This is a genomic window from Bacillus sp. FAU20 (genome assembly GCF_056033865.1).
In genome coordinates this window covers 185,001-200,855 of the sequence record NZ_JBVYHY010000024.1, presented here as the reverse complement: position 1 = coordinate 200,855, position 15,855 = coordinate 185,001, and the positions used below count along the sequence as shown (strand labels likewise).

Here is a 15,855-nt window from a genome sequence, read left to right as displayed (position 1 = left end):
CTCCCAATATAGCAACCTCTTTAAAACTGTTTAACTGTATTACCAATACCCCAAATTTCATTACTGTACTGCAAAATCGTTCGATCGCTCGCAAAATGACCAGACTGTGCAATATTTAAAATCGACATTTCTAGCCACTTCGTTCGGTTCTCATAAGCTCTACCGACAGCTTCTTGTCTTTCAGCATATGGACCAAAATCTCGCAGAACAAAATATTCATCATTTTGAATAACGAGAGAATCGTAAATTGCTTCAAATTCGGCTCCCGACTGTGCAAAGAAACCATTCGTTAACTGATCTACTACCTTTTTAATGTGCCCATTGTGATGATAATAATCACTTGCACGATATCCACCATTTTGATAGTAATGAAGAACTTCTTCGGCCGTTAAACCGAAAATGAAACAGTTATCATCACCGACCCGGTCTTTTATTTCAACGTTAGCACCGTCTAGCGTTCCGAGTGTAATCGCACCATTCATCATAAATTTCATATTACCTGTTCCCGATGCTTCTTTACTCGCCGTTGAAATTTGTTCACTTACATCCGCTGCCGGGAATATATCTTCCGCTAAAGAAACTCGATAGTTTTCTAGAAAGATAACTTTCATATATTGACTGACATACGGGTCATTATTTACTTTTCTTGCGAGTTCATTTATTAATTTAATAATTTTTTTCGCGTAATAATAGCCAGGTGATGCTTTCGCTCCAAAAATAAAAGTACGCGGATAAAATGTAAAACTAGCATCCTCTTTCAAACGGTTATACAAATATAAAATATGAAGAACATTTAATAATTGTCGTTTATAAGCATGTAATCTTTTCACTTGCACATCAAAAATAGAATTTGGATCAATGGTAATCCCCATTGTATTATGAATACGCTCCGCTAAAATCTCTTTACGCTCTTGTTTTACCTCTGCAAATTTCTCTTGGAAACTCGCATCATATTGAACTAATTGTAGCTCTTGAAGCTTAATCGGTTCTTTCTTCCACTCTGTTCCAATCGCCTCTGAAATGAGATTTGTTAACTGTGGATTTGCTTTCATAAGCCAGCGCCTATGAGCAATTCCATTCGTCTTATTATTAAACTTATCTGGATAAAATTCATAAAACAATCGCATTTCCCGCTGCTTTAATATTTCCGTATGAATTTTCGCTACACCATTTACGCTATGGCTACCGACAATTGCTAAATGAGCCATTTTCACAAGGTCATGTGCAATAATCGCCATTGCTTCAATACGATCCCACTCATACGGATACTGTTCCCAAAGTTCATGACAGAAACGTTCATTAATCTCTTCAATAATCATATAAATTCTCGGTAATAACGGTTTAAAAATGTGAATTGGCCACTTTTCAAGCGCTTCTGATAACGTCGTATGATTCGTATAAGAAATCGTCTGCGTCGTTATGTGCCAAGCTTCTTCCCATGCTAACTTTTCTTCGTCTAGTAAAATACGCATCAGTTCCGGAATTGCTAAAACTGGATGTGTATCGTTAATATGGATCGCAATTTTTTCATGTAGTTGACGAAGGTCACCATATCTTTCTCTATGCATTCGAACGATATTTTGCAAACTTGCTGATACGAGGAAATACTGTTGTTTTAAACGAAGTATTTTTCCCTCATCATGCGTATCATCTGGATATAAAAACTCCGATACAGCCTCTGTTTCGCGCTTATATTTCAAAATATCTTTGCAGTTTTGCGGGAAAGGAACTGGTTCAGCATTCCAAAGTCTAAGTGTATTTACAGTACTCGTCTCATAGCCAACTACCGGCACATCATATGGCACGGCCATAATGACTTCTGCATTTGTATGCCTAAACTCTAAACGCCCGTCAATTTCTAGCGGTTCAACACTGCCAAAATAACTTACTTCTACAGCTTGATCATGCCTTCTTACTTCCCATACGTTTTCATGAAGAAGCCACTGTTCTGGAAATTCAACTTGATAACCATCAACAATTTTCTGATCAAACAAACCATGTTTATAACGAATTCCACAGCCGTGTCCTGGCAAGTTTAAAGAGGCAAGTGAATCGAGAAAACAGGCTGCTAAGCGTCCAAGCCCACCATTACCAAGGCCTGCATCTGCTTCCACTTCTTCTAACTCTTGTAACGAAATCCCTAGTTCAGATAACCCCTGCTCGCATACATCTCGAATACCTAAATTCAAGATGTTACTTCCAAGCAAACGTCCAAGCAAAAACTCAATAGACAAGTAATACATTTGCTTTTGCTCTCCGGATCGATAACTCTCGTTCGTTGCAATCCATTGACTATTCATATACTCACGTACCATATGGCCGAGCGTATTATATTGATCACGAGTTGTAGAATCTTTAAAACTTTTACCATACATCGTCTCTAACTTTTCTAGAAAAGTTGATTTAAAACTTTCAACATGAGTAAACATTTTTTCACCACCTACATGTTATTCCATGAGACTTTTATACAATTCCTTATAAGCAAGAGCCGATTGCTCCCAGCTATAATCTTCAGTCATCGCTTGTTTTACAAGCTGCTCCCACACTGGTTTATCGTGATAGAATTCAATCGCACGCTGAATCGTATGCAGCATGTCATGTGCATTAAAGTTCATGAAACTGAAACCATTTCCTTCGCCTGTTTCTTCATCATAAGAATGTACCGTATCGTTTAATCCACCTGTTTCTCTTACAATTGGAATTGTACCGTACGCTAATGCGATAAGTTGTCCAAGTCCACACGGTTCAAACAGTGATGGCATTAAAAACAAATCGCTTCCCGCATACACTTGGTGAGCTAATTCTTCATTAAATCCGATATAAACTTTTACCTTCTCCGGATACTCATATGCCATCCACTCAAAGAATTGCTCATATTCCGAATCACCTGATCCTAAAATAATACATTGTACATCTTCTTCCATTATTTCACGGAATACAGTACGTACTAAATCAAGCCCCTTTTGCTTCGTTAATCTCGTTACCATTGAAATAATTGGTGTATCCTCTTTTTCTGGCAAACCAAAATAACGCTGCAAGGCGCGTTTATTTTCACTCTTTTCATATAATGAATCTGCATCATACTGAGCCTTAATATACGAATCCGTTTCTGGATTATATACGCTCGTATCAATACCATTTACAATGCCGCTAAGCTTATCATTATATTTTCGCAGTAATCCATCTAACTTCTCACCAAAAAATTCATATTGAATTTCTTCCTTATACGTCGGGCTCACCGCTGTAATTTGATCCGAAGCGATAATACCGCCTTTCATAAAGTTTACGTTTCCATAAAACTCTAGCTGCTCACTATGAAAATATTCATCACCAAGCTCTAACAAGTCGTACATCACTTCAGGAGGAAATACACCTTGGAACTGCAAGTTATGAATCGTATATACCGTTTTAATACGCTCATATAACGGGTTATCTTGATACTTTTCACGAAGTAAGAAATTAACCATAGCCGTATGCCAATCGTGGCTATGAAGAACATCCACTTCAAAATCAAGGTGCGGAATACACTCTAACACCGCTTTTGAGAAATAAGAAAAACGCTCTCCGTCATCATAATGACCATACAGAGAATCTCTCTTAAAATAATATTCATTATCTATTAAGTAATACGTAATTCCGTCTTGCTCACCTTTTAAAATTCCACAATATTGATTTCTCCACCCGAGCGGGACATTAATTACTTTATGTAACGTACATCCATCCCTTAACTTTGGCGGAATAAGACTATAATTCGGGAGTATAATGCGAACGTCCACCCCTAATTTTTTTAGCTCTTTTGGGAGCGCACCTGCTACATCAGCTAAGCCTCCCGATTTAACAAATGGTACACATTCTGATACTGCAAATAAAATATTCACTTGTTGTCCCACTGCACGAAAAGCTTATACTACTTCCCTTGCAGCTTCCTCCCTTCGAGTTTTCATTTGAATTAAAACTTTAATCAGTGGAGGAAGACCCCCACTGATTCTTTTAAGAATAACTATTAATCGTACTGTTTTGAACGCTTCCTTTTTCTACAACGTATGGCTCATCAGCGTTTCCTTTTAGTACAACACCGTCACCAATTTTCACGTCTTTATCAATAATAACACCGTCTATTATACAGTTATCTCCAATTTGGCTCTTTTGCATAATAATACTGTTACGAACAATGGAACCTTTTCCAATTTTAACAGAACGGGAGATAACACTATTTTCTACTTCGCCTTCAATAATACTGCCGTTTGCAATCATTGTATTTTTCACGGCTGCACCTTTTAAGTAACGAGTTGGTGGTTCATCTTTTACTTTCGTAAAGATCGGTGCTTCTTTCTTAAATACTTGCTTCCAAATAGCAGGTTGCAAAATTTCTAAGCTATGTTTATAGTAACTTTCAATCGAATCAATAATCGCTACATATCCTGTATGCTCATAAGTAGCAATATGCAGTGATTTTCCGCGCTTTTCTCTCACCACATCGAATAAGCTATATTGCTCCAAATCTTTATATGACTCAAATAAATCTAACAATAATTTTTTCTTTAACACGTATGTTTGAAGCGAAACCCCTTCATGGCAAACTTCCGTAATATCAGCTGCCGTATGTATATGTCGCTCTAACACCGCCTGGAAATTCAATGCTGTTACGAGATGGCTATTCGTAATAACGACGTATTCTTCTCTAGCTCTTAGAAAATAATCAATATGTCTTCTAAAATGTGCAAAAGATCCAAATTCATCTTGGTCACATTGGCAATTTGGTGGGAATAAAAACAGTCCGTCTCTTTTTCTATCTAAATCCCACTGCTTTCCTGAACCAACATGGTCCATTAACGAGCGGTTTTTATGACTTGTAAAAACTGCCACACTATGAATATTAGAATTCACCATATTTGAAAGCATGAAATCAATGAGTCGATAACGGCCCCCAAACGGTAACGCCGCTAGTGAACGATGCCCTGTTACTTTCTTTAAGGAAGGAAAACTTCCCGTTGCATTAATAATTCCTAACATTTTTTCTCCCATTCATTTCATCCCCCTTTTCTATTTCCCTTCAGCAATGAGTACTACATCGTCAACATTTTTTTCCGGACGAATAATTGTTCCATCTTCAATAACCATTTCCGATCCAACAATTGCTCTTTCAATCACAACATTTTTTCCAATCTTTGCTCCTGGCATAACGACAGAATCAATAACCATACTACCTTCTTCTACCGTCACCCCTTGGAATAATACAGAATGCTTCACGTCCCCTTCAATGACGCATCCTTCGTTAATAAGTGATTCTTCTACTTTTGCCTGCTCTGCAATATATTGAGGTGGCTCATTTGGATTTACAGAATAAATACGCCAATTACGATCGTTTAAATTCAGTGATGTTTCATCGCGCAGTAAATCCATATTCGCTTCCCATAAGCTCTTAACCGTTCCAACATCTTTCCAATATCCTTCAAACGGATACGCCATCAACTTCTTCCCTTCATCTAATAAAAGCGGAAGTACATCTTTTCCGAAATCATTACTAGATTCAGGATTTCTTGCATCCATCTCTAAATACTCTTTCAAAATTGACCAATTAAAAATATAGATTCCCATTGATGCAAGATTACTTCTTGGAAATTGCGGTTTCTCTTCAAACTCAACAATCTCCATTTCTTCATTTGTATTCATAATGCCAAAGCGACTCGCTTCATCCCAAGGTACTTCAATAACAGAAATGGAAACATCCGCTTCCTTCTCAATATGATAATCTAGCATTTTACTGTAATCCATTTTATAAATATGGTCGCCCGATAAAATAAGAACGTACTCTGGTTCGTACTGACTTAAATAGTTTAAGTTTTGATAAATGGCACTTGCCGTACCTGTGTACCACTTCACACCTGAAGACTCCGCATAAGGAGGTAACACTGTGACTCCACCGCTTACTCGGTCTAAATCCCACGCATTGCCGATTCCGATATAATTATGAAGTTCAAGTGGTTGATATTGCGTTAAAATCCCAACCGTTTCAATACCAGAATTCGCACAGTTACTTAGCGTAAAATCGATAATGCGATATTTACCACCAAATGGAACAGCTGGCTTGGCTAAATTTTTTGTTAATGCACTTAATCGACTACCTTTTCCCCCTGCTAGTAACATTGCTACGCACTTTTGTTTTTGAGCCATCTTGTTTTTTGCTCCCCTTTCTCGTCTTCACTGGTCGTAATATGGATACGCCAAATGGTGGAATTGTAATTTCTACATGTGCTACTTGATTATGATACGGTTCTTGAATTGCTTTCAGACGTTTCTTATTTACTTGCCCTGACCCGCCATATTGCTGTGCATCACTGTTTAAAATCTCGTTATAATACTCGAAATCTGGTACACCTACTTTATAGTTTTCATATGTAGCTTTCGTAAAATTACATACGATAACTAACGCATCTTCTTGTTTATCTCCTTGGCGGATAAACGAGAAAATACTTTGCTCGTTATTATTAGCATCAATCCACTGAAAACCTTCAGGCGAATGATCAAGCTGCCAAAGTGGTTTTGAGCGCTTATACAATGCTATGAGCTCTTTAAAGTAATCATGCATATAACGATGCATTTCAAAATCATGTAAATTCCAATCTAAATCTTCAAGGTCTTTCCACTCATCAAACTGCCCGAATTCTCCTCCCATGAAAAGTAATTTCTTTCCTGGGTGAGTAAAGAAATATCCATATAATAAACGAAGCTGAGCAAACTTATCCCAGTAATCACCTGGCATTTTATTTAATAACGACTTTTTCCCATGAACGACTTCATCATGAGAAAGGGGTAATATGAAGTTTTCAGAGTAAGCATATAGTAAAGAGAACGTCATTTTCTCATGAATATATTTTCTGTACTCTGGCGCACACTCCATATATTTCAGCACGTCATTCATCCAGCCCATATTCCATTTGTAATTGAATCCAAGCCCACCTTCATACGTTGGTGCTGTTACAAGTGGCCAAGCTGTTGAATCCTCTGCCGTCATAAGAAAATCTTCATCCTCTGCAAACACTGCTTCATTTAACTCCCGTAAAAATGACACAGCGTACTCATTACTTTGCTCTTGTCCTTCTTTATTCCAGTACAACATGTTCGCAACTGCATCTACTCTGAAACCATCAATATGGAAATATCTCATCCAAAATAACGCATTTGAAATTAAGAAATTACGTACCTCTCTCTTTCCTAAATCAAAATTGACAGTTCCCCATACTAGATTTTCTTGTACATCTTTATCTTTATATTCATAGGTCGGTGTGCCATCAAACAAATATAAACCGTGAGCATCTTTACAAAAATGCCCCGGTACCCAATCTAAAATGACACCGATTCCATATTTATGACATTCGTCGACAAAATACATTAAATCATGCGGTGTACCAAATCTACTCGTCGCTGCATAATATCCCGTTCCTTGATATCCCCAAGAACGATCATATGGATGCTCAACAAGCGGCATAATTTCAATATGTGTAAATTGATGTTCCACCACATACGGAATGAGTTCTTCTGCCATTTCCCTGTAAGAATATAGTGTTCCATCTTCTTTCTTTTTCCAAGAACCAAAATGTAATTCATAAACTGTCATCGCTTCTTTATAAATCGGTTTTTTCTTTTTCTTACGATTCCAGTTTTTATCATTCCATTCATATCCTTTTATATCAAAAACTACAGATGCCGTATTCGGTCTTACTTCTGCATATATAGCATACGGATCTGCCTTTAAAATGACGTCACCAGCCAACGTTTCAATCGCATATTTATATATTTCTCCTTCTTCAATATGCGGTATAAATAAGGACCAAATGCCTTCTTCTGTCACTTGTAGCATCTTATGTTGCTCATAATCCCACTTATTAAAATCTCCAACAACACTCATTGCTTTCGCATGAGGAGCCCACACTGTAAATCGTACCCCTTGAATCTCATCTTCCGTCACAACATGTGCGCCAAAGATGTTATAACTTTCATAGTACTTTTCTGTATGAAACTCATCTCGTTTCACTTCTTCACAATTTATTACACTCAATATGCTCACCTCACTTAGATGACAGAATTTTTTATACTTTAACTATTTCTGTGAAAAACTGCAATATCCTTGTTAATTTATAAAAAACATTCGTTTTTTTCTTAAAAATGTTAGTTTTTCTTCACATTTCCGTGTAAAATATCGAATTTTGACGAATATTCATTGAAAACGCTTTATTATTCTTCTATATTTTTACCAATTATTTTTTCTCAACCTTTATTTTATTATGTTTATCCTATTTTTCATGCTATTTTCCACTCAAAATCAAAATAAAATAATCTGTCATAAAAAATGTTTCTCAATATTTTTTGTCACAATGTTATTGAAATGCGAAATTTAATCCTGCTTTTGAAAAGCTACTTTCCGACAAAGGGGTAACCGCAAAAGTAAATGAACCGAAACTAGAGGCAGGTTCTGTTACAGTTGGCGGTGCTATCGATGACAAAAACTTTGCTGGATTAGATGGTGATTTCCCGTTCATTGATGTAACTTTCAAAGTAGAAAATGATGAATTTTATGAAGCAAACGCTCAATTAGAGTCACCAATTTTTGTTTACTGGAAACAAGGTGAATCAGAACCAAATAGAATGCGTGTACTTCAAGATCAAACATTCTCAGTTATGTCCTTAAATTCACTAGTAGAAGGAAATATTAAACCTGTTGCATTCTTAAATGAACGTGGCTATTTAGATGAAAAGTTCGATTATACAAAGCTTGGCGTAAAAGTATATGCGACTGATTCTTATCGTCATAAGTTTGAAGGCTCACTAGATAAATACGGATACTTCAAACTAAATGGACTTCCAGTTAATAAACGCGACTATAACTTATATGTAGAGGTGCCAGGACATTTAACAAGCCGCCTAACAACGAAACTTGGTACTGAAAAAGACGGTAAGCTGCTTGGCCAATATTATTATGCAAGACCTGACGAAAACCTTGCCGGCGATGTAAATGCTGATAAAGTAATCGATATTAAAGATGCTGAAATTATCGCTAGCAACTATGGTAAAAAAGGACTAACTGTAAAAGACGGAGACCTTAATAAAGATGGGATTGTCGATGAAAAAGATATTCGCTTCGTTGAAAAGAACTTCTTGAAAAAAGAGCTAGATGCATCTAAATCACAAACAGCTGCTGAAAAATCAAAAAGCGGTACACTGACAGATATTTTAAAGAAATTAGGATTAATGCCTAAAAAATAATAAAGTGAAACTTTAATCAGTCGAGGTTTTACTGCCCAGCAAATAGCGGTATAATAAAGAGCACTCTACGTAAAGTAGAGTGCTCTTTTTCTATAAACGACCCTTATCCAGCAAAAGGGGTATATTGGGGATATACAAGGGAAACCGGAAAAGGAATTTATATTAAATTATATAAGTTCAGAGGTAAGAAGCAGTTTCCCACCTCTGAATTATTTAGTAATTATTATAGTACTGGTGCCATTGTTTCTTTTAATACTTTTACAGAATGAGCGAATTTCGCTTTTTCTTCTTCATTTAACTCAAGCTCTACGATTTCACGTACACCTTCACGGTTAATTACAGCTGGAACACCTACGTAAGCATCTTTCTCATCGTATTGACCTTCAAGGTATGCAGATACAGTTAATACGCTGTTCTCGTTGTTTAAGATTGCTTTAGTTACACGAAGTAGTGACATACCGATTCCGTAGTAAGTTGCACCTTTACGCTCGATGATATGGTAAGCTGCATCACGTACATTTTCAAAGATTTTATCTAAGTCTTCTTGTTTGTACTGTTCGTTATTAGCTAAAATTGTTTCTAGTTTTTGTACACCGATAGTAGCATGGCTCCATACTGGAAGTTCAGTGTCACCGTGTTCACCAACGATGTAAGCATGAACGTTACGTGGATCTACATTTAAGTAGTCACCTAACATGTAACGGAAACGAGCAGAGTCTAAAGTAGTACCAGAACCAATTACGCGCTCTTTTGGTAGACCAGATTCTTTCCAAGTTACGTAAGTTAAAATATCAACTGGGTTAGTTGCGATTAAGAAGATTCCATCGAATCCGCTATCCATAATACCGCGAACGATTTGTTTAAAGATCTTTGTATTTTTCTCAACTAGGTCTAAACGAGTTTCACCTGGCTTTTGTGGTAATCCAGCAGTGATAACTACTAAATCTGCATCTTTACAATCTGCATAGCTACCGCTCCAAACTTTTGTTGGTGATGGAGAGAATGGTACCGCATGGCTTAAGTCCATTGCTTCCCCTTCTGCTTTTGCTTCATTAACATCTACTAATACGAATTCTTCAGCTACACCTTGGTTGATCATTGAGTAAGCATAACTACAACCTACAGCTCCTGTTCCTACTAATACTACACGATTGATACCTTTTTTCATGGTAATTTCCCCTCTCTATTGTTCACATCTATTTTTTATGATTGTTTAAGTAATTAATTAAAATACTAATTTAATGTTGTTTAACTTCTTTACATTCATATTGTAGCACGTATTATTGTGAATTACTTCACAAATTATGACCTATTTGTGAACTTTTTCACATATGATGTAAAGTTATTGGAATAGGTGTGGAATCCATTTCAATGGAGGCGTTTTCTTTAGATTGTGAAAGGGATTTTCTTGTGGTTTTTGTCGGTAAGTGAAATTATATCGGCGATTTTTAGAATATATGGACCGTAACTCCAAATATATCAGCGATTATTAAAATTTATCGACCGTAACTCAAATTATATCAGCGATTTTTGCAATATATCGGCTTACCGACAAAACTCGACAATAATGACAACATAAAAAAGCTGTCTTCAGTAGGTCACACCTATTGAGAGAAAGCAGCTTCTTCTATATATTATTTATTTTCCACAGTAGCTCCCGGATGTATTTTCATCGGTTTCTCCAAGTGTAGGAGGCTACAGCCATACAGCTGGGGTAAAAGTTCAACTTGAGGTATCATTTGTTAGATAGATAGTTCCTTCATATTCATACAGGCCAAATAAACAACATTATTGTATTTACGGCTCTATATACCCAACTGCAACAGCCCATACTTCATATTTCTTCTATTGCCTAAAAAAGCAGAGTATCCAAAGTCCACTTTTACACAACAAAAAAGAGATAGCAGATTATGCTATCTCTTTTAGTATGACCCGTACGGGATTCGAACCCGTGTTACCGCCGTGAAAGGGCGGTGTCTTAACCACTTGACCAACGGGCCAGTTCTGGCAGAGAAGAAGGGATTCGAACCCTCGCACCGCGTTCGCGATCTACTCCCTTAGCAGGGGAGCCCCTTGAGCCACTTGGGTACTTCTCTATAAATATGGCTCCGCAGGTAGGACTCGAACCTACGACCGATCGGTTAACAGCCGATAGCTCTACCACTGAGCTACTGCGGAACAATTATGGTGGGCCTAAATGGACTCGAACCATCGACCTCACGCTTATCAGGCGTGCGCTCTAACCAGCTGAGCTATAGGCCCATAATTGAAAAGCGGGTGAAGAGAATCGAACTCTCGACCAGAGCTTGGAAGGCTCTTGTTTTACCACTAAACTACACCCGCATTAAATTGTAAATGGTGAGCCATGAAGGACTCGAACCTTCGACCCTCTGATTAAAAGTCAGATGCTCTACCAACTGAGCTAATGGCTCATTTTGAAAGTGGTGCCGACTAGAGGACTTGAACCCCCAACCTACTGATTACAAGTCAGTTGCTCTACCAATTGAGCTAAGTCGGCTTGCGACTTCAAAATGGTGGCTCGGGACGGAATCGAACCGCCGACACGAGGATTTTCAGTCCTCTGCTCTACCGACTGAGCTACCGAGCCTTTATGTAAAAATGGCGGTCCCGACCGGGGTCGAACCGGCGATCTCCTGCGTGACAGGCAGGCATGTTAACCACTACACCACGGGACCATTTGGTTGCGGGGACAGGATTTGAACCTGCGACCTTCGGGTTATGAGCCCGACGAGCTACCGTGCTGCTCCACCCCGCGATGATAAAATATTTACTTTAGAAAAAATGGAGGAGGTAGAGGGATTCGAACCCCCGCGCGACTCTCGCCGCCTGTCGGTTTTCAAGACCGATCCCTTCAGCCGAACTTGGGTATACCTCCGAGATATATACGTCTAATGGTGGACCTTGTAGGACTCGAACCTACGACCGGACGGTTATGAGCCGTCTGCTCTAACCAGCTGAGCTAAAGGTCCTTTATGGTAGCGGCGGAGGGGATCGAACCCCCGACCTCACGGGTATGAACCGTACGCTCTAGCCAGCTGAGCTACACCGCCATAAATGATATTTAAGATAAGTGGAGCCTAGCGGGATCGAACCGCTGACCTCCTGCGTGCAAGGCAGGCGCTCTCCCAGCTGAGCTAAGGCCCCATGTTTTTTTGGAATATCGGGAAGACAGGATTTGAACCTGCGACCCCCTGGTCCCAAACCAGGTGCTCTACCAAGCTGAGCCACTTCCCGTTAATAAAAGCGCGCCCGAGAGGAGTCGAACCCCTAACCTCTTGATCCGTAGTCAAACGCTCTATCCAATTGAGCTACGGGCGCATATGGTGCCGAGGGCGGGGGTCGAACCCGCACGGTGGTCACCCACCGCAGGATTTTAAGTCCTGTGCGTCTGCCTGTTCCGCCACCCCGGCATGTCATATTGAAAATTGGAGCGGAAGACGGGATTCGAACCCGCGACCCCAACCTTGGCAAGGTTGTATTCTACCACTGAACTACTTCCGCAAGACATGTATGAGTTATTTAATTAAAAGTGCGGGTGAAGGGAGTCGAACCCCCACGCCAAAGGCGCCAGATCCTAAGTCTGGTGCGTCTGCCAATTCCGCCACACCCGCATATTAATTTATTTAAGAAAAATGGGGCGACTGATGGGAATCGAACCCACGAATGCCGGAGCCACAATCCGGTGCGTTAACCACTTCGCCACAACCGCCATGATTTCTGGTGCCGACTAGAGGACTTGAACCCCCAACCTACTGATTACAAGTCAGTTGCTCTACCAATTGAGCTAAGTCGGCTAAATGGTGGAGGATGACGGGATCGAACCGCCGACCCCCTGCTTGTAAGGCAGGTGCTCTCCCAGCTGAGCTAATCCTCCATTTGCCTGGCAACGTCCTACTCTCACAGGGACAAGGTCCCAACTACCATCGGCGCTAGAGAGCTTAACTTCCGTGTTCGGTATGGGAACGGGTGTGACCTCTCTGCCATCATTACCAGACTGTATTCATTTAAGACAAGAATTATTATAACTCATTTACTTTTGAAAGTCAACAAGTTTTTTATATTCTTTCAAAACTAGATAACATTGCTACATATTATATGGTTAAGTCCTCGATCTATTAGTATTCGTCAGCTCCACATGTCACCATGCTTCCACCTCGAACCTATCAACCTGATCATCTTTCAGGGATCTTACTAGCTTACGCTATGGGAAATCTCATCTTGAGGGGGGCTTCATGCTTAGATGCTTTCAGCACTTATCCCTTCCGCACATAGCTACCCAGCTATGCCCTTGGCAGAACAACTGGTACACCAGCGGTGCGTCCATCCCGGTCCTCTCGTACTAAGGACAGCTCCTCTCAAATTTCCTACGCCCACGACGGATAGGGACCGAACTGTCTCACGACGTTCTGAACCCAGCTCGCGTACCGCTTTAATGGGCGAACAGCCCAACCCTTGGGACCGACTACAGCCCCAGGATGCGATGAGCCGACATCGAGGTGCCAAACCTCCCCGTCGATGTGGACTCTTGGGGGAGATAAGCCTGTTATCCCCGGGGTAGCTTTTATCCGTTGAGCGATGGCCCTTCCATGCGGAACCACCGGATCACTAAGCCCGACTTTCGTCCCTGCTCGACTTGTAGGTCTCGCAGTCAAGCTCCCTTATGCCTTTGCACTCTACGAATGATTTCCAACCATTCTGAGGGAACCTTTGGGCGCCTCCGTTACACTTTAGGAGGCGACCGCCCCAGTCAAACTGCCCACCTGACACTGTCTCCCGGGTCGATAAGACCCGTAGGTTAGAATTTCAATACAGTCAGGGCGGTATCCCACCAGCGCCTCCACCGAAGCTAGCGCTCCGGTTTCAATGGCTCCCGCCTATCCTGTACAAACTGTACCAAAATTCAATATCAGGCTACAGTAAAGCTCCACGGGGTCTTTCCGTCCTGTCGCGGGTAACCTGCATCTTCACAGGTACTATAATTTCACCGAGTCTCTGGTTGAGACAGTGCCCAAATCGTTACACCTTTCGTGCGGGTCGGAACTTACCCGACAAGGAATTTCGCTACCTTAGGACCGTTATAGTTACGGCCGCCGTTTACTGGGGCTTCAGTTCAGAGCTTCGCTTACGCTAACCCCTCTCCTTAACCTTCCAGCACCGGGCAGGTGTCACCCCCTATACTTCGCCTTACGGCTTCGCAGAGAGCTGTGTTTTTGCTAAACAGTCGCTTGGGCCTATTCACTGCGGCTTTCCGTTAAGAAAGCACCCCTTCTCCCGAAGTTACGGGGTCATTTTGCCGAGTTCCTTAACCAGAGTTCTCTCGCACACCTTAGGATTCTCTCCTCGCCTACCTGTGTCGGTTTGCGGTACAGGCACCTTTTATCTCGCTAGAAGCTTTTCTTGGCAGCGGGGAATCAAAGACTTCGCTCCATAAGGAGCTTTCCCATCACAGCTCAGCCTTCACGATAAGCGGATTTGCCTACTTATCAGCCTAACTGCTTGGACGTGCACAACCAATCGCACGCTTCTTCTATCCTTCTGCGTCCCTCCATTGCTCAAACGATAAAGAGGTGGTACAGGAATATCAACCTGTTGTCCATCGCCTACGCCTGTCGGCCTCGGCTTAGGTCCTGACTAACCCTGAGCGGACGAGCCTTCCTCAGGAAACCTTAGGCATTCGGTGGACGGGATTCTCACCCGTCTTTCGCTACTCATACCGGCATTCTCACTTCTAAGCACTCCACCAGTCCTTCCGGTCTGACTTCACTGTCCTTAGAACGCTCCCCTACCACTGATACCATTCGGTATCAATCCGCAGCTTCGGTGGTGTATTTAGCCCCGGTACATTTTCGGCGCAGAGTCACTCGACTAGTGAGCTATTACGCACTCTTTAAATGGTGGCTGCTTCTAAGCCAACATCCTAGTTGTCTAAGCAACTCCACATCCTTTTCCACTTAATACACACTTTGGGACCTTAGCTGGCGGTCTGGGCTGTTTCCCTTTTGACTACGGATCTTATCACTCGCAGTCTGACTCCTAAGGATAAGTCATTGGCATTCGGAGTTTGACTGAATTCGGTAATCCGATGAGGACCCCTAGTCCAATCAGTGCTCTACCTCCAAGACTCTTACACTTAAGGCTAGCCCTAAAGCTATTTCGGGGAGAACCAGCTATCTCCAGGTTCGATTGGAATTTCTCCGCTACCCACACCTCATCCCCGCACTTTTCAACGTGCGTGGGTTCGGGCCTCCATTCAGTGTTACCTGAACTTCACCCTGGACATGGGTAGATCACCTGGTTTCGGGTCTACGACCACGTACTAAACGCCCTATTCAGACTCGCTTTCGCTGCGGCTCCGCCTCTTCAGCTTAACCTCGCACGGGATCGTAACTCGCCGGTTCATTCTACAAAAGGCACGCCATCACCCGTTAACGGGCTCTGACTATTTGTAGGCACACGGTTTCAGGATCTCTTTCACTCCCCTTCCGGGGTGCTTTTCACCTTTCCCTCACGGTACTGGTTCACTATCGATCACTAGGGAGTATTTAGCCTTGGGAGATGGTCCTCCCAGAT

At 41.1% G+C, this 15,855-nt stretch carries 6 protein-coding genes, 22 tRNA genes, 2 rRNA genes and 2 pseudogenes (1 of these 32 cut by a window edge); 2 read left to right on the top strand and 30 right to left on the bottom strand.

All coding sequences use genetic code 11. From position 1 onward, the window contains the following. Nucleotides 1-20 precede the first annotated feature (20 nt). From glgP to glgB, 5 genes are all read right to left on the bottom strand, one after another. The gene (gene glgP, locus AC0OM3_RS21455; RefSeq protein ID WP_061884703.1) at nt 21-2,429 is read right to left on the bottom strand and encodes a glycogen phosphorylase; all 2,409 of its coding nucleotides are present in this window, start codon (nt 2,427-2,429) and stop codon (nt 21-23) included. 18 nt (nt 2,430-2,447) lie between these two features. Beyond that, nucleotides 2,448-3,878, bottom strand: coding sequence for a glycogen synthase GlgA (gene glgA, locus AC0OM3_RS21450; protein WP_089148401.1), 1,431 nt, complete (start codon nt 3,876-3,878; stop codon nt 2,448-2,450). Between the two features lie 112 nt (nt 3,879-3,990). Further along, on the bottom strand, nt 3,991-5,025 hold the full coding sequence (glgD, locus tag AC0OM3_RS21445; protein ID WP_000504137.1) for a glucose-1-phosphate adenylyltransferase subunit GlgD: 1,035 nt from the start codon (nt 5,023-5,025) through the stop codon (nt 3,991-3,993). A gap of 18 nt (nt 5,026-5,043) precedes the next feature. Then, a complete protein-coding gene (gene glgC / locus AC0OM3_RS21440) occupies nt 5,044-6,174 on the bottom strand; it encodes a glucose-1-phosphate adenylyltransferase (protein ID WP_000057616.1) in 1,131 nt (376 codons plus the stop codon). After that, the gene (glgB, locus tag AC0OM3_RS21435) at nt 6,122-8,059 is read right to left on the bottom strand and encodes a 1,4-alpha-glucan branching protein GlgB (protein WP_474212969.1); all 1,938 of its coding nucleotides are present in this window, start codon (nt 8,057-8,059) and stop codon (nt 6,122-6,124) included. Before glgB ends, glgC begins: the two co-directional genes overlap by 53 nt. Before the next feature lie 326 nt (nt 8,060-8,385). Here glgB and AC0OM3_RS21430 point away from each other — a divergent pair. Beyond that, nucleotides 8,386-9,264 (top strand): annotated as a pseudogene (locus tag AC0OM3_RS21430) (S8 family serine peptidase); the annotation flags it as partial. Nucleotides 9,265-9,487: 223 nt separating this feature from the next. Here AC0OM3_RS21430 and AC0OM3_RS21425 read toward each other — a convergent pair. After that, nucleotides 9,488-10,432 (bottom strand): L-lactate dehydrogenase, encoded by a 945-nt coding sequence (locus AC0OM3_RS21425; RefSeq protein WP_000715349.1) that lies wholly within the window; start codon nt 10,430-10,432, stop codon nt 9,488-9,490. Nucleotides 10,433-10,918: 486 nt separating this feature from the next. Here AC0OM3_RS21425 and AC0OM3_RS21420 point away from each other — a divergent pair. Then, nucleotides 10,919-11,095 (top strand): annotated as a pseudogene (locus AC0OM3_RS21420) (IS4 family transposase); the annotation flags it as partial. A gap of 97 nt (nt 11,096-11,192) precedes the next feature. Here the strand turns inward: AC0OM3_RS21420 and AC0OM3_RS21415 are convergent. The 24 genes from AC0OM3_RS21415 to AC0OM3_RS21300 all read right to left on the bottom strand — a co-directional run. Next, nucleotides 11,193-11,264: transfer RNA gene (locus AC0OM3_RS21415), tRNA-Glu, on the bottom strand. Between the two features lie 5 nt (nt 11,265-11,269). Next, nucleotides 11,270-11,360: transfer RNA gene (locus AC0OM3_RS21410), tRNA-Ser, on the bottom strand. Between the two features lie 7 nt (nt 11,361-11,367). Continuing rightward, a tRNA-Asn gene (locus AC0OM3_RS21405) sits at nt 11,368-11,442 on the bottom strand. A 7-nt stretch (nt 11,443-11,449) separates the two neighbouring features. Continuing rightward, nucleotides 11,450-11,526 (bottom strand) — tRNA-Ile (locus tag AC0OM3_RS21400). A 10-nt stretch (nt 11,527-11,536) separates the two neighbouring features. Next, nucleotides 11,537-11,607, bottom strand: a tRNA-Gly gene (locus AC0OM3_RS21395). Between the two features lie 13 nt (nt 11,608-11,620). After that, nucleotides 11,621-11,696: transfer RNA gene (locus AC0OM3_RS21390), tRNA-Lys, on the bottom strand. 10 nt (nt 11,697-11,706) lie between these two features. Next, nucleotides 11,707-11,782, bottom strand: a tRNA-Thr gene (locus AC0OM3_RS21385). Nucleotides 11,783-11,796: 14 nt separating this feature from the next. After that, nucleotides 11,797-11,872 (bottom strand) — tRNA-Phe (locus tag AC0OM3_RS21380). 12 nt (nt 11,873-11,884) lie between these two features. After that, nucleotides 11,885-11,960: transfer RNA gene (locus tag AC0OM3_RS21375), tRNA-Asp, on the bottom strand. A 3-nt stretch (nt 11,961-11,963) separates the two neighbouring features. Beyond that, nucleotides 11,964-12,040 (bottom strand) — tRNA-Met (locus AC0OM3_RS21370). Between the two features lie 27 nt (nt 12,041-12,067). After that, nucleotides 12,068-12,160: transfer RNA gene (locus tag AC0OM3_RS21365), tRNA-Ser, on the bottom strand. Nucleotides 12,161-12,177: 17 nt separating this feature from the next. Next, nucleotides 12,178-12,254 (bottom strand) — tRNA-Ile (locus tag AC0OM3_RS21360). A gap of 4 nt (nt 12,255-12,258) precedes the next feature. After that, nucleotides 12,259-12,335, bottom strand: a tRNA-Met gene (locus tag AC0OM3_RS21355). 21 nt (nt 12,336-12,356) lie between these two features. Continuing rightward, a tRNA-Ala gene (locus AC0OM3_RS21350) sits at nt 12,357-12,429 on the bottom strand. Nucleotides 12,430-12,445: 16 nt separating this feature from the next. After that, nucleotides 12,446-12,519: transfer RNA gene (locus tag AC0OM3_RS21345), tRNA-Pro, on the bottom strand. A gap of 10 nt (nt 12,520-12,529) precedes the next feature. After that, nucleotides 12,530-12,603: transfer RNA gene (locus AC0OM3_RS21340), tRNA-Arg, on the bottom strand. A 3-nt stretch (nt 12,604-12,606) separates the two neighbouring features. After that, nucleotides 12,607-12,695: transfer RNA gene (locus tag AC0OM3_RS21335), tRNA-Leu, on the bottom strand. Nucleotides 12,696-12,711: 16 nt separating this feature from the next. Then, nucleotides 12,712-12,786 (bottom strand) — tRNA-Gly (locus tag AC0OM3_RS21330). Between the two features lie 29 nt (nt 12,787-12,815). Next, nucleotides 12,816-12,896 (bottom strand) — tRNA-Leu (locus tag AC0OM3_RS21325). Between the two features lie 22 nt (nt 12,897-12,918). After that, nucleotides 12,919-12,994 (bottom strand) — tRNA-His (locus AC0OM3_RS21320). 9 nt (nt 12,995-13,003) lie between these two features. Then, nucleotides 13,004-13,079: transfer RNA gene (locus AC0OM3_RS21315), tRNA-Thr, on the bottom strand. Nucleotides 13,080-13,083: 4 nt separating this feature from the next. Next, nucleotides 13,084-13,159, bottom strand: a tRNA-Val gene (locus AC0OM3_RS21310). Between the two features lie 4 nt (nt 13,160-13,163). After that, nucleotides 13,164-13,279 (bottom strand): 5S ribosomal RNA (rrf, locus tag AC0OM3_RS21305). Between the two features lie 101 nt (nt 13,280-13,380). Next, nucleotides 13,381-15,855, bottom strand: a 23S ribosomal RNA gene (locus tag AC0OM3_RS21300) (it continues 448 nt past the right edge of the window).